Raw genomic sequence first — 19994 nt, forward strand, 5'->3', positions numbered from 1 at the left:
GGTTTCCTTGAGCGACTCATTGAAAATCGTATTTGCCGGTACGCCGGATTTCGCCGCCCGTCATCTGGCGGCGTTGTTGTCTTCACACCACGAGGTGGTAGCGGTTTATACCCAGCCTGACCGCCCGGCGGGCCGCGGTAAGAAATTGACTGCCAGCCCAGTAAAGCTGCTAGCGCAGGAACACAACATTCCTGTTTATCAGCCAGAGAGTCTGAAAGCCGAAGACGCGCAACAAGAGCTAGCTGCCATTGGTGCAGACATCATGGTCGTAGTGGCTTATGGCCTGCTGCTCCCTAAAGTGGTGCTAGACACACCTCGCCTTGGCTGTATCAATGTTCACGGCTCTATCCTGCCGCGCTGGCGTGGCGCTGCACCTATCCAACGTTCAATCTGGGCGGGCGATGCAGAGACGGGTGTCACCATCATGCAGATGGATGAAGGTCTGGATACTGGCGATATGCTGAAAATCGCACCCCTGAACATCGACACCAAAGAAACCAGTGCCACGCTTTATAAAAGATTGGCGGAAATGGGCCCTGAAGCCTTGGTGGAATGTCTGGGTGATATCGCTTCTGGCAAAGCCGTTGCTGAAAAGCAGGACGATGAGCTTGCCAACTACGCGAAAAAGCTCAGCAAAGAAGAAGCACAAATCGACTGGGCCATGAGCGCCGACGCGATTGAGCGTTGTATCCGTGCCTTTAATCCGTGGCCGATGAGTCACTTCTCTGTGGCGAACAACAACATCAAAGTCTGGGATGCCGAAGTCGAATCAGAAGACAGCGGCAAGGCACCGGGCACCATTTTGTCCGCCGACAAGAAAGGTATCCGAGTGGCAACCGGAGAAGGCGTTTTGCGCCTGACATCCATCCAGCCACCGGGCAAAAAAGCCATGAGCGCGGCAGACATTCTGAACTCCCGCCGCGACTGGTTTGAACCTGGCACCCAACTGTAATTGAGAAGGCCAGCTTGCTGGCCTTTTTTAGTGGCTCGCATTCACGTGAGCAAACACTGAGGTATATTCATGAACGTTAGAGCTGTCGCTGCACAGGTTATTTATCAGGTTGTCGACCAAGGACAATCCCTGTCAGCCGCCCTGCCGCCTGCCCAACAAAAAGTGGCTCCGCGCGATGGCGCCCTGCTGCAGGAGATCTGCTACGGCGTGCTGCGCTGGTTGCCGCGTCTCGAATCCATCACTCAATCTCTGATGGACAAGCCACTTAAAGGCAAGCAACGCGTTTTCCATCATTTGATTTTGGTCGGTCTTTACCAGCTCAGCTATATGCGTATTCCAGCCCACGCGGCGGTTGCTGAAACCGTGAATGCCACCAAGGTACTGAAAAAGCCTCAACTCCGCGGCCTTATCAATGCCGTGCTACGTAATTACCAACGCAATCAGGAAGCTTTAGATGCCGCCGCTGTCGCGCACGACGCGGGTAAATATGGTCATCCTGGCTGGTTGTTGAAACTGCTACAAAAAGCTTATCCAAGTGAGTGGGAGCAGGTGGTTGAAGCCAACCATGAAAAGGCACCAATGTGGCTGCGTGTAAACCGCACCCATCACACCCGCGATGCTTACAAAGCCCTTTTGGATGAAGCAGGCATTGAGACCGCAATCCATCCTGAAGCGGAAGATGCACTGAAACTGGCGACACCTTGTGATGTCACCGCCCTTCCTGGCTTTTCAGAAGGCTGGGTCTCAGTGCAGGACGCTGCTGCGCAGCTGTCGGTCGACTACCTTAAACCTCAGGCAGGTGAGCTCATACTTGATTGCTGCGCCGCACCAGGCGGAAAAACTTGCCACATCCTTGAGCACGAGCCAACGGCAAAGGTTGTTGCAATGGATGTGGACGCAACCCGCCTTACCCGTGTGGAAGAAAACCTCAAACGCCTGAAGCTCGACGCACAGGTGATTTGTGGCGATGCCCGCACTCCCGGCGAATGGTGGCAGGGTGAGCAGTTTGATCGTATTCTGCTCGACGCACCTTGTTCGGCAACGGGTGTTATTCGCCGCCATCCGGACATCAAGTGGCTTCGCCGCGCCGACGATATCGACCAGTTAGTGTCGCTGCAGTCTGAAATTCTTGATGCAATGTGGGCGCAGCTGAAATCTGGTGGTACGCTGGTCTATGCGACGTGCTCGGTCACCCCGCAAGAAAACGCAGAACAGGTGAAAGCTTTCCTCGCCCGCGCGTCAGATGCGACATTGGAAACCGGCACACCTGAGCAACCGGGCAGACAAATCCTGCCCGGTCAGGAAAACATGGATGGATTCTATTACGCTGTCCTCAAAAAAGCGTAATGGAGTCAGCGCGGGCAGCAACCACGGCCCGCGATAACAATAAAAAATTGAACCGAGGTTCACGCAGACGTTATGAAAATCATCATCTTGGGGGCTGGACAAGTCGGTGGCACACTGGCTGAAAACCTAGTGGGCGAAAACAACGACATCACCATCGTCGATAAAGACCCCGAGCGACTCAGAGAGCTGCAGGACAAATATGATCTTCGTGTGGTGCAAGGCTACGCCAGCCATCCCACCACACTACTGGAAGCCGGCGCACAGGATGCCGACATGCTGGTCGCGGTGACCAACTCCGACGAAACCAACATGATCGCCTGTCAGGTTGCTTTTACACTCTACAACACGCCCAACCGTGTAGCCCGTATCCGAAGCCCGGAATACCTCGCCACTAAAGACCAACTGTTTCAGACCGACGCTTGCCCGGTTGAATATCTGATTGCGCCGGAAGAGCTGGTGACCCAGTACATTCAGCGTCTGATTGAATATCCAGGTGCGCTGCAGGTGGTGAACTTTGCCGATAACAGAGTCGGTCTGGTTGCCGTAAAAGCGTATTACGGTGGTCCACTGGTAGGTAATGCGCTGTCTGCACTTCGCGAGCATATGCCGCATGTAGATACCCGTGTAGCTGCTATTTTCCGTCGCGACCGCCCTATCCGTCCGCAAGGCACAACCATTATCGAAGCGGACGATGAAGTCTTTTTCGTGGCAGCAAGTAACCACATCCGCTCGGTGATGAGTGAGCTTCAGCGCCTTGAAAAGCCTTACAAGCGTATCATGATTGTCGGTGGTGGTAACATCGGTGCAGGCCTCGCGCGAAGCCTTGAGCGCTCCTACAGCGTGAAGCTGATTGAACGCAACCCGCGACGCGCAGAGCAGCTTTCGGAAATTCTCGAGAACACCATCGTCTTCTGTGGTGATGCTGCAGATCAGGAACTTCTGAGCGAAGAGCATATCGACCAGATTGACGTGTTCATTGCAGTCACCAACGAAGACGAATCCAACATCATGTCAGCCATGCTGGCCAAGCGCCTTGGCGCCAAAAAAGTGATGGTGTTGATTCAGCGCGGTGCATACGTGGACTTGGTGCAGGGTGGTGCTATTGATGTGGCCATATCGCCGCAGCAAGCCACCATTTCAGCGCTGCTGACCCACGTGCGCAAAGCCGACATAGTGAACGTGTCATCGCTACGCCGCGGCGCAGCAGAAGCGATTGAAGCCATTGCCCACGGCGATTCCAATACCTCGAAAGTGGTGGGACGTGCTATTGGCGACATCAAACTGCCGCCGGGTACCACCATTGGAGCGATCGTAAGGGAGGAGGAAGTCCTGATCGCACACGATAAAACCGTTATTCAGCAGGATGATCACGTAGTGATGTTCTTGGTGGATAAGAAATACATCCCTGACGTGGAAAGGCTGTTCCAGCCAAGTCCATTCTTCCTCTAAAGACAAAACGCATCACAGTGTATGGTTAACTTCAAACCGGTACTGTTCGTCATAGGGCTGGTCTTATCCAAGATCGCCCTATTTATGTATGTACCCACCCTTACTGCCTTTTTCACCGGTACCGCCGGTTTTCTCGACTTTGGCCTTGCGGTCATCATCACCCACGTCGCCGCATTTGCTTGTCTGACACTCGGTAAAACCGAAGATTTCCGTCTCAATGCACGCGACATGTTTGTTATCACCACCATGGTATGGCTGATTGCCAGTGCTTTCGCTGCCCTGCCGTTTGTCTTCATTAACCACATCAGTTTTACTGACGCCTACTTTGAGACCATGTCCGGTATCACCACTACGGGCTCTACGGTACTGAGTGGTCTAGATAATATGGCGCCGTCGATTCTGCTTTGGCGCTCTATCTTGCAATGGCTCGGTGGCGTCGGGTTTATCGTGATGGGCGTGGCCATCCTGCCTTTTTTGAATGTCGGTGGTATGCGTCTGTTCCAGACCGAGTCTTCCGACTGGTCAGCGAAATCCAGTCCACGCACCAAGAACGTCGCTATCAGTATCATGAAGGTTTATGTCTCGCTTTCCGCACTATGTTTTGTCGCCTACTGGCTAACGGGCATGACAGCATTTGAAGCAGTGAACCACGCCATGACGACGCTATCGACAGGTGGTTATTCCACGTCAGATAGTTCAATGAACCACTTCAGTCATGCCGCGCATTGGGTCGCCACCTTGTTTATGTTCGCCGGCGGCCTGCCGTTTCTTTTGATGATTAACGCGCTGCGCCGGCGCAAGCCGAGCATGTTGGTGAACGATGCGCAGGTTCGAGGGTTTACTTACCTAGTGCTGGCAACGGCGCTGATGGTGTCACTCTGGCTCGTGCTCACCAAAGACTATGTGGTGATGGATGCCATCCGAGTATCGCTGTTTAACATCATCTCAGTGGTGACAACCACCGGCTTTGGATTGGATGATTTCACCGCCTGGGGGCCTTTCGCATCAGTGATTTTTGCTTTTATGTTGCTGGTGGGAGGATGCTCAGGTTCTACCGCAGGCGGTGCGAAAATTTTCCGTTTTCAAATTGCGTTGGCTTTGCTGAAAAAACAGATTCAGCAACTGGTGCACCCTTCGGGCGTCTTCATCCAGCGCTACAACGGACGCCCGGTCAACGAAGACATCGTGCGCTCTGTGGTGGCATTCGCCATTACCTACATTATGACCATACTGGTGGTTGCGATGGTGCTGGCCGCCACCGGGCTCGATGGTATCACCAGTCTAACAGGGGCAATGACTGCAGTTGCTAACGTGGGACCAGGTATGGGTACCATGATTGGGCCAACAGGGAATTTCGCCGGATTATCTGATACCGCTAAGTGGGCACTCAGTATCGGCATGTTGATGGGACGATTGGAGATCCTGACGGTTTTGGTTTTACTGTTTCCAATTTTCTGGCGCGACTAAGCGCGCCAACCAAATCACACGGGCTGTACGTACCAGTAAATGGCGAGAAAGTGCAGTACCGTGCCGCCCAGCACAAACAAGTGCCAGATAGCATGGTTGTAGGGAATACTCTGTTTCACGTAGAAAATCACGCCCAGCGAATACACCAAACCGCCTAAGCCCAGCAATACCATGCCAGCTGTCGGCATCACCTGAGCCAGCTGATACACCACCACCAAAGACAACCACCCCATCGCCAGGTAGGTCGCCAGCGACAGCGATTTAAACCGGTAGACAAAGGCAATTTTCAGGACAACCCCGACCAGCGCAATCCCCCAAATCAAAGCCATCACCCAGTTTGCCAGCGGCGTTCTGAGGCATATCAGCATAAACGGGGTATAGGTGCCTGCGATGAGCAGATAGATGGCGCAATGATCGAACGTTTTGAGTGCACGTTTCGCGCCAGCAAACGGGATAGCATGGTAAAGGGTGGATGCCAGATAAAGCAGGATGATACTGCCACCATATACGCTGTAGCTGGCAATACTGAGCGCATCGGCATGTTCACCAAAAGCTTTCACCAACAGCAGCACTAAAGCCACGATGCCAAAAATCACACCCAGGCCATGGCTGACACTGCTGGCGATCTCTTCTTTTACCGAATATGGAGCCGCTGTTGTCATGCGACAGTATCCTTATTGATAACGCATTTGATGAGTTCAGCAGCGAGTATGACACATTTAAGCTTACACGTGTAAGCTTAAATTATTGGGAGATTTGAGCTAGCAATGTTTTGACTTCAGATGCTACTTCTTCTGGCCCGCCTGACAGGGTTAATTCACGGGAAAGCTTGTTAGCGCCCACCAAGCGACCCACTGCTGCCCCAATACCTTCACCTTGCCGGCAAAATGTTATCGCAAGATGAAGCCCATCTTTCGGTCTCGTTGCCACCAGTGTCATTTCCCTGAACACAGATTGGTAAGGCTCTGAAACAGCTGTCCACTCGAACTGCTGCTCAAATGGTAAGGGCTGTCGCTCGACCTCTTCGTTTTTCACCTTTTCGATGCGAAAGCCTGATTCCTCAAACGCGGAGAAAGACGCATCCAGTTGGTTATCTGGTTTCACCGTCAACTCGGTTTTTGATGAGGTATCTTTACCCATCGGAATATCGAGGTTCGCTTCAAGCCAAATTTTGCCATCTCCCATCGACAAGGGTGTATTCAGCGGAAGGGTCATTGCTGATTCGAAATGCACAGATTTACCCGGCTCAGTGGTAAATGCATCCGGGAGAGACCATTTCGCCAAAACATGAGTTTTACGACGACGTTGCTTCTTTCTGCCTTGTTCGCCTTGGGTTCTTAGCTCTTCCCATCCCATGTAGTCGCAGCAAACCGACAGTTCAATCGCATCGACTGGTTGGACAACATCACCGCCACTGACGGTCACCAACACCTTGGTTTGTTCACCCTGTATCAAGGTTGTGGAGCCCAATTCGACGCTGACTTCTGCGCTGCCAAACCCCACTTTCGCCAACGTTTTTTTCAACCATCCCATGTTTTTCAGTCCTTTCAGTTACGCGTGATAGGTTGCTTTCGGATACTAGACATAAAACAACTACTATGCTGTCACAGCAACGCGCCAAATTCAGTCTAAAATTAAAAGACTGGTAATCGATGGCGTTTTTGCCTCGGAAAATTACGGAGAATAAGCCAGCCATGTCAAAAGAGAATTTTGCGCTAAGTTCTGGATATTTGAAGAAAGTTGTACCCCTTCTGATGAAGTACCAAGTCCCTGCAACACCACCGAATTACGCCCTTTGGTATACCTATGTGGCAAATGCTGATGCTGAGCTCGCCAAGAGAATTGATGAGTCGATCAAAGAGACAGGAACACTCAGTCCAACGCTCTGCGAAGAGCTCTACAGCAGCCATGTCGCGGATGAAAAGGTCAAAGACGGTGATGAATTTCAACGCGGGCTTCAAGCGCTGGCCCTGGAAATGAGTAACACCATGGAAGACACGTTAAAAGACACCGCGACTTTCCAAAATACATTGGACAAAACCTTCTCACAACTTGCCCGCGTCGGAGAAGAAACCCTGTCGATGGAAGAAACCGTCGCCATGGTCAAAAAAGCCGTAAAAGGTTCCAATGAACTGCGTCAGTCAACCAACTTCTTCAAAAGCCAGCTAGCCGATGCACAAAAAGAAATATCCCGACTTAAAGAAACACTACAGCAGGCTAATGATGATGCTTTGCACGATGCACTGACAGGCATATACAACCGCCGCGCCTTTGACTCTGAGTTGGAAACGTTGGCAGCCAAACCACCATCGAAAGGTTTCACCCTTTTACTGTGCGATTTGGATCACTTTAAGAGTTTCAATGACACCTATGGTCACTTGATGGGCGACCAAGTGTTGAAGCTCACCGCCAAGCGTTTGTCTGATTACTGCCGCGACGGCATCAATGCTTACCGTTATGGTGGGGAAGAGTTCGCCCTGCTGGTGCCAAATCGCGCGCTAAGTGGAGGCTGTAGAGTCGCGGAAACCATCCGCGCTACCATCGACAAGCTGGCAATCAAGGACAAGAAAACCGGCAAGAAGCTCGATAACATCTCGGTCTCAATTGGCGTTGCGGAATATGAAAAGGGAGAAAGTATCCGTAACCTCATCAGCCGTGCCGATGCTCAGTTATATGAGGCCAAAAACTTGGGTAGAAACCGTGTTATGCCCGTGACATAAGAGCGAGACACTCACTGTAAAGGCGGATTTACTCCGCCTTTTTTTCTACGCGAATTATTTTTATCACTGCTGCTTTTTTCGGCAATTTTTTCCTGTTATTATCCGCCCGATTTCGCAATTCGCGAACCCCAGAGTGAGCACGCGGTAAGGCTAGCAGCCATTGGAATTCCTAACGTCACTCTGTAAGAGAACCCCGTCATGGATGCGCAACCAATGAGAACCTTAAATGCGCCCTGCTACTGTTCGACCTGTACGTGTTAACCGCACTCCATCACGCATGCGTGCACATTTTTTTGCGCCAGTATTCAAAAGCAAAACCAACACGAATATGAATGGCACTCCAGATCTGACTCTGGTGCGTCCAACACCTGTCGTGGTTGAAATGCCAGAAGGTGAAGCGGCTTAATTGACCCTTGCTTTGATTGGTCTGCCCGTCTGAATCTGGTACTTTAAGCAGATAAGTCACATAAAAAGTAAGGCCAAAATTCGGCCAGTTGGAGTCTTCAAAAATGAAATGTCATCGAGTTAATGAACTTATCGAACTGCTTCATCCTGAGTGGCAGAAAGAGCCAGAACTGAACTTGCTTCAAATGATCAGTAAATTGGCAGAAGAAGCTGGATACGAAGGTAAGCTTGAAGATCTGACCGATGACGTGTTGATTTATCATCTGAAAATGAGTAACAGCCAAAAAGATGAAATGATCCCAGGCTTGGCAAAAGACTGTGAAAACGACTTCAAAACTGCCATTTTGCGCGCGCGCGGTATTATCAGCTAACAGCTGCGCAATAAACCAAACATATACCCAAAAGACCTAGCGATGCTCGTATTCAGGTTATTTGGGTATAAAGGCGAAGCCTCTGGCTTCGCTTTTTTATTTTTAAAACAAAAGGCTGTTACACATTAGCCGTGTGATTGTCCGGTTATTTTCCCACCATACGCACAGAATTTCTCTTTCCTCCTCAGATATAATCTGGCGTCTATCATTTAATTGAGTGATAGATATCTATCAGAGTGTTAATCGATGAAAGACACTGACAACGTATCAGTGTCGGCAATGTTCGGGTAATCCCGATTGACCCAAGGAATGCAGGTGTCATGAGCAAGGATAAAATTGACGTCAAAGACGTTACCCCCAAAGAGTTCAACCCTAAAACCCATAAAAACAGTGGCGATCGTTTCAACCCAGGCAACCGCATCTATGTGCGGGCAATGACTGGGGTGTTCCAAAAGCTTCGACAGAAAATGGGCTGGTTCTTTATGCTGCTGTTTGTGCTGACCCCATGGATCCCATATGGCGACCGCCAGGCGATCCTGATTGATATCGGCAAACAGCAATTCAACTTCTTCGGCACCACCCTTTGGCCTCAGGATCTGACCCTGCTTGCCACCCTGTTTATGATCGCCGCCTTTGGTCTTTTCTTTATTACCACCTTTTTAGGGCGGGTCTGGTGTGGGTATCTCTGCCCGCAAACAGTCTGGACGTTTATCTACATCTGGTTCGAAGAAAAGCTCGAAGGTACGGCCAACAAACGAAAGAAGCAGGACTCGCTGCCAATCACGAAAGAGTTATTCCTTCGAAAAACGGCTAAACATATCTGCTGGTTTGCCGTCGCACTCCTCACCGGTCTCACATTCGTTGGCTACTTTGTGCCGGTCAAAGAGCTCTTCATTGATTTCTTTACCTTCAACAGCAGTTTCTGGGTCGCTTTCTGGGTGCTGTTTTTCAGTGTCTGTACTTACGGAAACGCTGGCTGGATGCGCTCTATAATGTGTATTCACATGTGTCCTTATGCACGCTTCCAGTCCGCTATGTTCGACAAAGACACCTTTATCGTGGGTTACGACCAAAAACGCGGAGAAGCGCGGGGCCCAAGACCACGGAAAAAAGATCCTAAAGAGTTAGGCCTTGGTGATTGTATCGATTGCAACCTTTGCGTGCAGGTGTGTCCGACAGGTATCGATATCCGTGATGGCCTGCAATATGAGTGCATCAACTGCGGTGCCTGTATTGATGCCTGTGATGAGACCATGAGCAAAATGAACTACGCCAAAGGCCTCATCAGCTACACCACCGAGCACAAACTCGAAGGCCATAAAGTCGATATCGTCAGACCTAAGCTGATTGGCTATGGGATTGTGATGGTGGCTATGCTGGGGCTGTTTGTGATGCTTTTTTCCGCGGTGCAACCAATGGGATTGGACGTTATCCGTGACCGCACACAGCTGTTCAAAACCAACAGTGATGGCCTGATTGAAAATACCTACACCCTGAAAATTCTCAACAAGACCCAATCACCGGAAACCTATTCACTCTCCGTGAAAGGGCTGGATGGTGTGGAATGGTACGGCAAGCAGGAAGTGACCCTGACCGCCGGAGAGATCTTTACCCTGCCAATCAGTCTGGGGGTTGACCCTTATGAGCTGAGCGCGCCAGTGGCCAATATCACCTTCGTGTTGGAGCGCCAATCGGGGGACGATAAGAAAATCATCGAAACAGAAAGCCGCTTTATCAGTAAGATGTAGCGCACTTTCCCGAAAAAACGGACGCCAGCTGAGCGTCCGTTTTTTATCTTCGACGGTAAACTCTGCTACCATCACAACCCACACACCTTAACCTAGCCAACCCTATGAGCGACGCCCAATTTAGCTATGAACATCTCACGCCAGACACCTTGCTCAATGCATTGGAGTCGGTTGGCATTCGCCCGGAGTCAGGCCTGCTGGCATTGAACAGCTACGAAAACCGGGTCTATCAGTTTCAGGATGAAGAACGCCGTCGATTGGTGACTAAGTTTTACCGACCACAGCGCTGGAGCCGAGAGCAAATCCTCGAAGAGCACGCCTTTGCCGATGATCTCGAGCAGGCTGAAATTCCAGTCGCCGCACCAATGAAAATCGACGGAGAAACTCTGTTCAACTTCGAAGGCTACCAGTTTGCGGTTTTCCCAAGTGTCGGCGGCCGAACGTTCGAAGTGGACAACTGGGATCAGCTTGAAATGGTGGGCCGCTTTTTAGGTCGTATCCATAAGGTCGGCGCCAGTAAACCTTTTGTGCACCGCCCGACCATTGGTCTGGATGAATACCTTTTTGCACCACGCAAAGCGCTGGAAAATTCAAGCTTCATCCCAATGCATCTCGAAAATGCCTTCTTTGCTGATCTTGACCGTCTAATCAGCGTATTAAAGGAGCGCTGGAACCACAACGTGAACACCCTGCGTTTGCATGGTGACTGTCACCCCAGCAACATTCTCTGGCGCGATGGCCCTATGTTTGTGGACTTGGATGATGCAAGGAACGGCCCCGCCATTCAGGATATCTGGATGCTGCTCAACGGTGACCGACACGACCAGCTCGCACAGCTGGATACGATTTCCGAGGCATATTCAGAATTTCACGATTTTCCCACCAATGAGTTGCAACTTATTGAACCATTGCGCGGTCTGAGAATGGTGCATTACATGGCATGGCTGGCAAAACGCTGGGAAGATCCGGCATTTCCGCGTGCATTCCCATGGTTTGCTGAGGCAAAATACTGGGAAAATCAGGTACTCGCCTTTAAAGAACAATTGGCCGCCCTTGAAGAACCACCACTAACACTGGCTCCTCAATGGTAAGCAGCCATGAATAACACTCAGGGAGAAAAGACGTTATGTTGAAAAAAATGTTGGCTGTAGCTGCAGCGGCAATGCTGGCCTTTTCGGCGCAGGCAGCGCGCTTCAACGCAGGGGAAGACTATCAGGTACTCGACCTGCCAAAGAGCGACACACCGAGTGTGGTTGAGTTTTTCTCGTTCTATTGCCCACACTGCTTTAAAAGCGAACCGCTGATGCAGGAGCTGAAGAAGAATATCCCGGACAATGCCAGCTTCACTAAAAACCATGTGTCCTTTATGGGCGGCAACATGGGTAAAGCACTGAGCAAAGCCTATGCGACGGCTGTGATGCTAGATGTAGAAGACAAGATGGTGCCGGTGATTTTTAACCGTATCCATCTGATGCAAAAGCCACCACGCAATGAAGAAGAACTGCGCCAGATGTTTATCGATGAAGGCGTAGAAGCAGACAAGTTTGACGGTACCTTCAACAGCTTCGCTGCAAATGGCATGGCAAACCGTTTCGATAAAGCCTTCCAGGATTCGGGCCTTCGTGGCGTGCCAGCACTGATTGTGAACGGCAAATACCACGTGACACCAAAAACCGTGAAGACCAAAGAAGATTACTTCGCGCTGGTTAACTTCCTGCTGACCCAGTAAGAGAACCTAGCAACATGAAAAAAGGGCCATCAGGCCCTTTTTTGTTATCTATGACTTTTTCAGCCTTAGCTTTCTAAACTGCGGTTTTCCGTCGCTCCGTAATATCGACTTCAGGCTGCTCATTCCCATAGATTCCATCAAGTCTGACATCTTTCTCTTCCCAAACATCATTGAGCCACTGATGGAAGCGGCGCTTGAACGCTTTGTCGTTGAAGTAATCGCCTTTGACGTTTTCATCCACTGGAAGCGTATCGATGCGCACCACAATCTTTTTCATCTTCCCGCTGAGCAAATCTCTAAAGGGCAAATGGTGGTTATCCGGATACGCCACCGTGACATTAATGATGGCATCAAATTGATCGCCCATTGCGCCCAAGGTGTAAGCAATGCCGCCAGTTTTAGGGGGCAGTAGGTTGTTATACGGCGATCGCGTCTGACGCTTCTTTTCATTGGTGAAGCGGGTACCTTCAACAAAGTTGACCACAGTGGTAGGGGTGTGGCGAAAACGCTCGCAAGATTTTCGTGTAGTGTCCAGATCGCTGCCACGCTTCTCTGGATGTTTTAACAGGTACTGGCGCGAATAGCGTTTCATGAATGGCATATCCACTGCCCAGCAAGCCATGCCAAGAAACGGGACGTATAAAAGTTGCTGCTTTAAGAAGAACTTCGCCATCGGAATGCGGTTTCGGAATACCGAAAAAATCACAACAATGTCAGTCCAACTGAGGTGGTTACAGATAAGCAGATACCAACCGTCTTTTCTCAGATTCTCACCCCCCTGAATATCCCATTCTACGTTAGAGGTCAGGTTCAGAAGCTTCTGGTTTACGGTTGCCCATGCCCACATCATCCCATTGCAAAGGCGTGTAACCCCACTTTGCAAAACCGGAATGGGTAACAACATTTTGATCAGGGCAAAACAGCAGATCAGCACTGACCAAAACGCAGTATTCAAGCAGACCAGAAATGAGTTCAGATAAAGTAACAATGTCTCAATCTCGCGGTATATTCACTGAGTTGTCATCCAAAGGTCATAATACGACGCAGAAATAAAAAACACCATTCAGTTACAAGTGGTCACATCAGTCTGCGCCTACCTTGAACACACTAACTTGCCAATGCCGTCAGTTGTTTAAGAAGCCTATCCATCGAGCGATACCCCAAGGCTTCAGCCAGATGACCGCGCTGGATATTCGCCTCACCGGACAAATCCGCAATGGTACGTGCCACTTTAATAATCCGATGATATGCGCGGATAGACAGCCCTAATCGATGCAGCGCCGTTTCCAGAAAATCCGCATCGGCTTTATCGAGCGGACAGTAAGTTTCAATCTCCCGGCTCGACAGCAGGCTGTTCACCTTGCCCGACCGTTCGAGCATCACCGCTCTTGCTCTTTCTACCCGCGCTTTGATCACTTCGGTTGGTTCTCCGCGATCACCGCCTTCCGTTAACGTGCCTCGCGGCAGTGCGGGGATTTCAATCGAAAGATCAAATCTGTCTAGAAACGGACCAGATAAACGATTTAGATAACGAAGCGTCGCCTGTGGATTGGATCGCGCCAACTGGCCTTCATAATGTCCAGTCGGACTGGGGTTCAGGGCACCAATAAGCTGGAAGCGGGCAGGAAAGCAGGTTTTACCGTTGGCACGGGAAATAACCACCTCACCAGATTCAAGAGGTTCACGCAGTGAATCCAACACCTTCCTTTCAAATTCAGGCATTTCATCGAGAAAAAGTAAGCCATTGTGTGCCAGCGATATTTCACCCGGTTTCGGGATGCTACCACCGCCCACCAATGCCGCCATTGAGCTGGAGTGGTGCGGCGTGCGAAAAGGTCGCTTACGCCAGTTACCTTCGTGCAAGGGCTTTTCTGTCAGAGAAGTGATCGCCGCGGTTTCGAGCGCTTCTTTGTCACTCATTGGCGGTAACAGATCTGCCATACGTGATGCCAGCATGGTTTTTCCGGTTCCAGGCGGGCCGAGAAAAAGTAAATTGTGCGAACCTGCAGCTGCAATCTCCAGCGCCCGTTTTCCCTGCTGCTGGCCGATAATATCCTGCATACAACGTCCAGCGGTATTTGGCGTTACTTCATTATCTTCAGGTTCTTTCAGCATCAGGCTGCCCTGTCCGCTTAAGTGACGACAAACGGAAATCAGATCAGGCGCAGACACATGAATATCCCGACCCACCAGCGCCACCTGACCACCATTTTCATCTGGCACCACCAAACTTCTCTTCGCTTCTCGACATGCAACGGCAGCAGGCAAAGTGCCTTTTACTGCGCGTAGCTGGCCGGAAAGAGCCAGTTCTCCCGCAAATTCATGGCTATCGAGCTTGGTCATCGGAATTTGCCCAGAAGCCGCCAAAATACCGAGAGCGATGGGTAGATCAAAGCGCCCCCCTTCTTTGGGTAAATCCGCAGGGGCTAGGTTGACTGTGATGCGTCTTGCCGGAAACTCAAAGCCCGAGTTCACAATGGCGCTTCGCACCCTGTCGCGGGCTTCCTTGACTGTGGTTTCGGCAAGGCCAACTAAGGTGAAGGCGGGTAATCCGTTGCTGATATGAACTTCGACGGTCACCTGTGGCGCTTCGACGCCGACACAGGCGCGACTTTGAATAATGGCAAGATTCATAGGATATAATCAGTAACTATTTAACTATCAATAGGTTATTTGCATAAACCATTAGTATTACTGCATTACGAAGCAGAAATTAGAAATTCCGGCCACTTTTTGCTTGTCATGCGACAGAAGTCTGTGATACCACTATGAGCAGACAACATCTGTGCAAACAAACGTTGACATAAACATACAGCACCGACTCAAACGGTGCTTAAAGAGACAAAATGAATCATCTATCTCGCGCCCTAGTCATTATTATTTCAATTATCGTGGTGGTACTACCGCGAGGGGCAGCGACGGCTAGAACATAGCAAACAGACATCGCAACAGCCCCCGCATCGAAAGGTCCGGGGGCTTTTTTCACATTTGGACGTGCGGTTGCAAGACGCAAAAAGGAAAACGCGGTATGGGACCATATCAGGAAGCAGAGCAAACAACCTCCCTCACGGGATTTAACGGGAGGCCACAATGACAGGTGCACAACTGGTTGTTGAAGCCTTGCGGAAACAAGGCGTAACAACGCTCTTTGGTTATCCGGGCGGTGCAATCATGCCCGTGTATGATGCTCTTTATGACGGCGGCGTCGATCACGTCCTTTGTCGTCACGAGCAAGGCGCAGCCATGGCCGCTATCGGTTATGCGAGATCAACGGGCGGTGTTGGTGTGTGTCTTGCCACGTCTGGTCCTGGTGCCACCAACCTTATTACGGGTCTCGCGGATGCCATGATGGACTCTGTACCCGTCGTCGCTATCACAGGTCAGGTTGCCAGCCCACTTATCGGCACCGATGCCTTTCAGGAAGTTGATGTTCTCGGTCTTTCCCTTGCCTGCACCAAACACAGTTTTCTGGTGACCGACACATCTAAACTCGTTTCTACACTGGCAGAAGCCTTCGTGGTGGCGAAAGAAGGCCGCCCCGGCCCTGTGTTGGTGGATATCGCTAAAGACGTGCAGCTTGCCCTAATCGAAGAGGCGTTTGCGGCTATCGTGCATCAGCCAGCGTCGCCACAAGTATCTGAAGCCTCGCTGCAGGAAGCCAATGCTCTGATCGCAGAAGCCAAGCAACCAATGGTGTATGTAGGTGGCGGCGTGCAGCTGGCCCATGCGACAGACACCCTTCGTCAGTTTTTAAACCACAGTCAAATTCCAGCCACCAGCACCTTGAAAGGGCTTGGCTCGGTCGACAAAGATTATCCCTACTATCTCGGCATGCTCGGTATGCATGGCACCAAAGCAGCTAACCTCGCGGTGCAGAAGTCTGATTTATTGATTGCCATTGGTGCGCGTTTTGACGATCGCGTTACAGGCAAGCTGGATACCTTCGCGCCCAACGCCAAAGTCGTTCACATCGATATCGACGCCGCTGAATTCGACAAACTGCGCCGCGCCAATGTGGCACTTCGCGGTGAGCTAAATACTGTGTTGCCGCAGTTGGGCGAACCTTCAGATATCCAAGCGTGGCAAGACAGCGTGCTGACCATGAAAAAGGACTTCGGCTGGCGTTATGACCACCCGGGTGATCTGATTTTCGCGCCCCTGCTCCTTAAACAGCTCTCTGACATGATGCCGGACTCCACCGTCGTCGCGACCGATGTTGGCCAACACCAAATGTGGGTGGCGCAGCACGTTGAGCCGCGTCGCCCGGAAAACCTGTTAACCTCCGCAGGTCTTGGCACCATGGGCTTTGGTTTACCTGCCGCTATGGGCGCCAAAATGGCCCGCCCTGATGATGAAGTTGTATTAGTTTCTGGAGATGGTTCATTTATGATGAACATTCAGGAGCTTGGTACCCTGAAACGCCGTAATATTCCGGTTAAGATGGTGCTGCTGGATAACCAGCGATTAGGTATGGTGCGTCAATGGCAACAGCTTTTCTTTGAAGAGCGCTACAGCGAAACCAACTTATCGGATAACCCTGACTTCGTCACACTGGCTTCAGCCTTTAATATCCCAGGGAAAACCATTACCCGTAAAGACGAAGTCATCCCTGCTCTGCAGGAGTTACTGGCAAGTGACACAGCCTACCTGCTGCATGTTGCTATCTCAGAGGAAGAGAATGTATGGCCACTGGTTCCACCCGGTGCCGCTAACCAGGATATGTTGGAGCGCACATGAGCCAATCACACACCCTGTTAATCAATGCAGAAGACCAACCAGAATTGCTGGAACGTCTGCTGCGCATTGTCCGTCACCGTGGATTCCGCCTGACGAGCCTAGATATGCATCATACCGATGACACCAATGCGGTTGAAATTACCCTGCAAGTGAAGAGCGATCGTCCTATCGCCAATCTTCAGAGCCAGTTAGACAAATTATGGGATGTCTCACGCGTACGTCTGCTCCCGCTAGAACAACAGTAATGCGTTATAAGGATTAATAAGAATGGCAAACACAGCGGATTATATTTGGTCAAACGGCGAACTGATCCCATGGCAAGACGCCACGGTTCACGTACTGACCCACGCCATGCATTATGGCACCTCGGTTTTTGAAGGGATTCGTTGCTACGACACCCCGAATGGCCCGGTCGTCTTCCGTCATCGCGAACACATGCAACGTCTGAAAGACAGCGCAAAAATCTACCGCTTCCCTATCCCGTACTCAGTCGAGGAATTGATGGAAGCGTGCCGCGAAACACTGCGCGCCAATAACCTGAATTCTGCGTACATCCGCCCACTGGGTTTTGTCGGTAACGTTGGTCTGGGCGTTTGTCCGCCGCCAGACACCAAAATGGACCTTATCATTGCTGCCTTCAGCTGGGGCACTTACCTCGGCGAAGATGCCCTGGCAAATGGTGTCGATGCCATGATTTCAAGCTGGAATCGTGCAGCACCAAACACTATCCCAACCGCAGCTAAAGCAGGGGGTAACTACCTGTCGAGTCTGTTAGTCGGTGGCGAAGCCCGTCGTCATGGCTACGCTGAAGGTATCGCCTTGAGTGTAGATGGTTACCTGTCAGAAGGTGCTGGTGAGAACCTGTTCGTGATAAAAAATGGCGTGATTTCAACACCTCCTGCGACCAGCGCCATACTGCCGGGCATCACCCGCGATTCCATCATGACCATCGCCAAAGACATGGGTTACGAGGTGCGTGAAGAGAACATCGCGCGTGAAGCCCTCTATCTGGCAGATGAAGTCTTCATGACGGGTACAGCGGCGGAAATCGTACCGGTTCGCAGTGTTGACCAAATTACTGTGGGTGAAGGCAAACGCGGCCCAGTCACAGAGAGAGTACAAACCGCCTTCTTTGGCCTATTCAACGGTCAAACAGAAGACAAATGGGGATGGCTGGATCCGGTCTCTCCGGACGCCAAATAAGTAGTTTTAGAGGAATAAGGAAATGCCTAAGTATCGTTCAGCCACCACCACCCACGGCCGCAATATGGCCGGTGCCCGCGCCCTTTGGCGTGCAACCGGCGTAAAAGATGAGGATTTTGGTAAGCCTATCATCGCCGTGGTGAACTCTTTCACGCAGTTTGTACCAGGTCACGTGCACCTGAAAGATCTCGGCCAACTGGTGGCGAAAGAAATTGAAGCCGCTGGTGGCATCGCCAAAGAATTTAACACCATCGCCGTGGATGACGGTATCGCAATGGGTCACGGTGGTATGCTTTACAGCCTGCCATCACGTGAAATCATCGCAGACTCTGTGGAGTACATGGTGAACGCGCACTGTGCCGACGCCATGGTATGTATCTCCAACTGTGACAAGATCACCCCGGGAATGCTGATGGCGGCAATGCGCTTGAATGTCCCAGCGATCTTTGTCTCTGGTGGTCCAATGGAAGCAGGTAAAACCAAGCTTTCCGATCAGATCCTGAAACTGGATCTGGTAGATGCCATGATCCAGGGCGCCGATCCAAACGTGTCCGACGAACAAAGCGAGCAGATCGAACGCTCAGCGTGTCCTACCTGTGGCTCTTGCTCTGGCATGTTCACCGCCAACTCCATGAACTGTCTAACCGAAGCACTGGGCCTCAGCCAGCCGGGTAACGGTTCTATGCTGGCGACCCATGCCGACCGTGAGCAACTGTTCGTCACCGCAGGTCAGCGCATTGTTGAATTGACCAAGCGTTACTATGAGCAAGATGACGAGTCCGCTCTGCCTCGCAACATTGCCAGCAAAACTGCGCTGGAAAATGCCATGGCATTGGATATCGCCATGGGTGGCTCGACCAACACCATTCTTCACCTGCTTGCAGCCGCACAGGAAGGTGAAATCGATTTCGACATGTCAGACATCGACCGTCTGTCCCGTCAGGTGCCGCATCTGTGTAAGGTGGCCCCTTCCACCCAGAAATACCATATGGAAGACGTTCACCGCGCGGGTGGCGTAATGGGTATCCTGGGTGAACTTGATCGCGCTGGTCTTCTGAAAACCGACGTGCCAAACGTCTTGGGTGAGACTCTGGCTGACACGCTGGCGAAGTACGACATTGCGGTCACAGACAATGAAGATGTGAAAACCTTCTACCGCGCAGGCCCAGCAGGTATCCGTACTACCAAAGCCTTCTCTCAGGATTGCCGTTGGGACACACTCGATGACGATCGCACTGAAGGCTGTATCCGTACCAAAGAAAATGCTTATAGCCAGGACGGCGGTCTTGCCGTACTGAGCGGTAACATTGCTATCGACGGCTGTATCGTGAAAACCGCCGGTGTCGCAGAGGAAAACCTCACCTTCCGTGGTCCTGCCCATGTATTTGAAAGTCAGGAAGATGCGGTCAACGGCATTCTTGGTGGTGCAGTGAAAGCCGGTGAAGTGGTAGTTATCCGCTATGAAGGTCCAAAAGGTGGTCCAGGTATGCAGGAAATGCTGTACCCAACCACGTATCTTAAATCTATGGGTCTTGGTAAAGAGTGTGCTCTGATCACTGATGGCCGCTTCTCCGGCGGTACCAGTGGTCTGTCAATTGGTCATATCTCTCCAGAAGCAGCAAATGGCGGCACCATCGGCTTGGTCAAGCAAGGTGATATCATCGCCATCGACATTCCAAACCGCTCAATCGTGCTGGAAGTTGATGATGCAGAGCTCTCTGCCCGTCGCACCGAGCAAGATGCGAAAGGCTGGAAGCCTGAGTCCCGAGTACGTGAAGTGTCATTTGCACTGAAAGCGTATGCCAGCATGGCAACCAGTGCCGATAAAGGTGCTGTGCGCGATAAAAGTAAGCTGGAGGGGTAGTC

At 51.2% G+C, this 19994-nt stretch carries 18 protein-coding genes; 14 read left to right on the forward strand and 4 right to left on the reverse strand.

The features are described 5' to 3' along the window. Positions 1-7: 7 nt before the first annotated feature. The 4 genes from fmt (at position 8) to K6Q96_RS16705 (ending at position 5215) form a co-directional block, all read left to right on the forward strand. Entirely contained in the window at positions 8-952 is a 945-nt protein-coding gene (gene fmt / locus K6Q96_RS16690; protein WP_251876905.1) for a methionyl-tRNA formyltransferase, read from the forward strand. A gap of 69 nt (positions 953-1021) precedes the next feature. After that, complete coding sequence (rsmB, locus tag K6Q96_RS16695; protein ID WP_251876906.1) at positions 1022-2299, forward strand: 16S rRNA (cytosine(967)-C(5))-methyltransferase RsmB; 1278 nt, start codon at positions 1022-1024, stop codon at positions 2297-2299. Positions 2300-2371: 72 nt separating this feature from the next. Beyond that, positions 2372-3748 (forward strand): Trk system potassium transporter TrkA, encoded by a 1377-nt coding sequence (gene trkA, locus K6Q96_RS16700; protein WP_251876907.1) that lies wholly within the window; start codon positions 2372-2374, stop codon positions 3746-3748. Between the two features lie 21 nt (positions 3749-3769). Beyond that, positions 3770-5215 carry a TrkH family potassium uptake protein gene (locus K6Q96_RS16705; protein ID WP_251876908.1) on the forward strand — a complete coding sequence of 482 codons (1446 nt, stop codon included), beginning with the start codon at positions 3770-3772 and terminating at the stop codon, positions 5213-5215. Positions 5216-5229: 14 nt separating this feature from the next. On the opposite strand, the gene trhA is transcribed toward K6Q96_RS16705, so the two are convergent. Together trhA and K6Q96_RS16715 are read right to left on the reverse strand one after the other, a co-directional pair. Continuing rightward, a complete protein-coding gene (trhA, locus tag K6Q96_RS16710) occupies positions 5230-5877 on the reverse strand; it encodes a PAQR family membrane homeostasis protein TrhA (RefSeq protein WP_251876909.1) in 648 nt (215 codons plus the stop codon). Positions 5878-5959: 82 nt separating this feature from the next. Beyond that, a complete protein-coding gene (locus K6Q96_RS16715; RefSeq protein WP_251876910.1) occupies positions 5960-6748 on the reverse strand; it encodes a sporulation protein in 789 nt (262 codons plus the stop codon). Between the two features lie 161 nt (positions 6749-6909). Between K6Q96_RS16715 and K6Q96_RS16720 the strand changes: the two genes are divergently transcribed. The 6 genes from K6Q96_RS16720 to K6Q96_RS16745 all read left to right on the forward strand — a co-directional run bounded on the left by K6Q96_RS16720 (position 6910) and on the right by K6Q96_RS16745 (position 12188). Then, positions 6910-7935 carry a diguanylate cyclase domain-containing protein gene (locus K6Q96_RS16720; protein WP_251876911.1) on the forward strand — a complete coding sequence of 342 codons (1026 nt, stop codon included), beginning with the start codon at positions 6910-6912 and terminating at the stop codon, positions 7933-7935. Between the two features lie 226 nt (positions 7936-8161). After that, on the forward strand, positions 8162-8341 hold the full coding sequence (locus K6Q96_RS16725) for a hypothetical protein (protein WP_251876912.1): 180 nt from the start codon (positions 8162-8164) through the stop codon (positions 8339-8341). Between the two features lie 103 nt (positions 8342-8444). Then, positions 8445-8711: a YihD family protein gene (locus K6Q96_RS16730; RefSeq protein WP_251876913.1), complete on the forward strand. Its 267-nt coding sequence runs from the start codon at positions 8445-8447 to the stop codon at positions 8709-8711. 320 nt (positions 8712-9031) lie between these two features. After that, entirely contained in the window at positions 9032-10459 is a 1428-nt protein-coding gene (gene ccoG / locus K6Q96_RS16735; RefSeq protein ID WP_251876914.1) for a cytochrome c oxidase accessory protein CcoG, read from the forward strand. A 104-nt stretch (positions 10460-10563) separates the two neighbouring features. Then, the gene (locus K6Q96_RS16740) at positions 10564-11550 is read left to right on the forward strand and encodes a serine/threonine protein kinase (RefSeq protein WP_251876915.1); all 987 of its coding nucleotides are present in this window, start codon (positions 10564-10566) and stop codon (positions 11548-11550) included. A gap of 35 nt (positions 11551-11585) precedes the next feature. Next, positions 11586-12188, forward strand: a complete 603-nt coding sequence (locus K6Q96_RS16745) for a thiol:disulfide interchange protein DsbA/DsbL (protein ID WP_251876916.1) — start codon at positions 11586-11588, stop codon at positions 12186-12188. A gap of 73 nt (positions 12189-12261) precedes the next feature. Here K6Q96_RS16745 and yihG read toward each other — a convergent pair whose 3' ends face one another. Both yihG and K6Q96_RS16755 read right to left on the reverse strand, forming a co-directional pair. Next, positions 12262-13185 carry a 1-acylglycerol-3-phosphate O-acyltransferase, YihG family gene (gene yihG, locus K6Q96_RS16750; RefSeq protein WP_491899755.1) on the reverse strand — a complete coding sequence of 308 codons (924 nt, stop codon included), beginning with the start codon at positions 13183-13185 and terminating at the stop codon, positions 12262-12264. A gap of 110 nt (positions 13186-13295) precedes the next feature. Beyond that, positions 13296-14822 carry a YifB family Mg chelatase-like AAA ATPase gene (locus K6Q96_RS16755; protein ID WP_251876918.1) on the reverse strand — a complete coding sequence of 509 codons (1527 nt, stop codon included), beginning with the start codon at positions 14820-14822 and terminating at the stop codon, positions 13296-13298. 456 nt (positions 14823-15278) lie between these two features. Here K6Q96_RS16755 and ilvG point away from each other — a divergent pair, with 456 nt between their 5' ends. From ilvG to ilvD, 4 genes are read left to right on the forward strand one after another with little or no spacing between them, the layout of a single operon-like run. Next, the gene (ilvG, locus tag K6Q96_RS16760) at positions 15279-16925 is read left to right on the forward strand and encodes an acetolactate synthase 2 catalytic subunit (RefSeq protein WP_251876919.1); all 1647 of its coding nucleotides are present in this window, start codon (positions 15279-15281) and stop codon (positions 16923-16925) included. Next, on the forward strand, positions 16922-17170 hold the full coding sequence (gene ilvM / locus K6Q96_RS16765; RefSeq protein WP_251876920.1) for an acetolactate synthase 2 small subunit: 249 nt from the start codon (positions 16922-16924) through the stop codon (positions 17168-17170). Before ilvG ends, ilvM begins: the two co-directional genes overlap by 4 nt. 22 nt (positions 17171-17192) lie before the next feature. Beyond that, entirely contained in the window at positions 17193-18128 is a 936-nt protein-coding gene (locus K6Q96_RS16770; RefSeq protein ID WP_251876921.1) for a branched-chain amino acid transaminase, read from the forward strand. A 22-nt stretch (positions 18129-18150) separates the two neighbouring features. Further along, positions 18151-19992 (forward strand): dihydroxy-acid dehydratase, encoded by a 1842-nt coding sequence (gene ilvD, locus K6Q96_RS16775; RefSeq protein ID WP_251876922.1) that lies wholly within the window; start codon positions 18151-18153, stop codon positions 19990-19992. Positions 19993-19994: the final 2 nt, after the last annotated feature.

It is taken from the genome of Grimontia kaedaensis, assembly GCF_023746615.1.
GTDB classification, from domain to species: domain Bacteria; phylum Pseudomonadota; class Gammaproteobacteria; order Enterobacterales; family Vibrionaceae; genus Enterovibrio; species Enterovibrio kaedaensis.

What these genes read in the sequence shown, in the direction of transcription:
- rsmB (WP_251876906.1), top strand. Translation starts at nt 1,022, where the DNA reads ATGAACGTTAGAGCTGTCGCTGCACAGGTTATTTATCAGGTTGTCGAC.
- trkA (WP_251876907.1), top strand. Translation starts at nt 2,372, where the DNA reads ATGAAAATCATCATCTTGGGGGCTGGACAAGTCGGTGGCACACTGGCT.
- K6Q96_RS16705 (WP_251876908.1), top strand. Translation starts at nt 3,770, where the DNA reads ATGGTTAACTTCAAACCGGTACTGTTCGTCATAGGGCTGGTCTTATCC.
- trhA (WP_251876909.1), bottom strand. Translation starts at nt 5,877, where the DNA reads ATGACAACAGCGGCTCCATATTCGGTAAAAGAAGAGATCGCCAGCAGT.
- K6Q96_RS16715 (WP_251876910.1), bottom strand. Translation starts at nt 6,748, where the DNA reads ATGGGATGGTTGAAAAAAACGTTGGCGAAAGTGGGGTTTGGCAGCGCA.
- K6Q96_RS16720 (WP_251876911.1), top strand. Translation starts at nt 6,910, where the DNA reads ATGTCAAAAGAGAATTTTGCGCTAAGTTCTGGATATTTGAAGAAAGTT.
- K6Q96_RS16725 (WP_251876912.1), top strand. Translation starts at nt 8,162, where the DNA reads ATGCGCCCTGCTACTGTTCGACCTGTACGTGTTAACCGCACTCCATCA.
- K6Q96_RS16730 (WP_251876913.1), top strand. Translation starts at nt 8,445, where the DNA reads ATGAAATGTCATCGAGTTAATGAACTTATCGAACTGCTTCATCCTGAG.
- ccoG (WP_251876914.1), top strand. Translation starts at nt 9,032, where the DNA reads ATGAGCAAGGATAAAATTGACGTCAAAGACGTTACCCCCAAAGAGTTC.
- K6Q96_RS16740 (WP_251876915.1), top strand. Translation starts at nt 10,564, where the DNA reads ATGAGCGACGCCCAATTTAGCTATGAACATCTCACGCCAGACACCTTG.
- K6Q96_RS16745 (WP_251876916.1), top strand. Translation starts at nt 11,586, where the DNA reads ATGTTGAAAAAAATGTTGGCTGTAGCTGCAGCGGCAATGCTGGCCTTT.
- K6Q96_RS16755 (WP_251876918.1), bottom strand. Translation starts at nt 14,822, where the DNA reads ATGAATCTTGCCATTATTCAAAGTCGCGCCTGTGTCGGCGTCGAAGCG.
- ilvG (WP_251876919.1), top strand. Translation starts at nt 15,279, where the DNA reads ATGACAGGTGCACAACTGGTTGTTGAAGCCTTGCGGAAACAAGGCGTA.
- ilvM (WP_251876920.1), top strand. Translation starts at nt 16,922, where the DNA reads ATGAGCCAATCACACACCCTGTTAATCAATGCAGAAGACCAACCAGAA.
- K6Q96_RS16770 (WP_251876921.1), top strand. Translation starts at nt 17,193, where the DNA reads ATGGCAAACACAGCGGATTATATTTGGTCAAACGGCGAACTGATCCCA.
- ilvD (WP_251876922.1), top strand. Translation starts at nt 18,151, where the DNA reads ATGCCTAAGTATCGTTCAGCCACCACCACCCACGGCCGCAATATGGCC.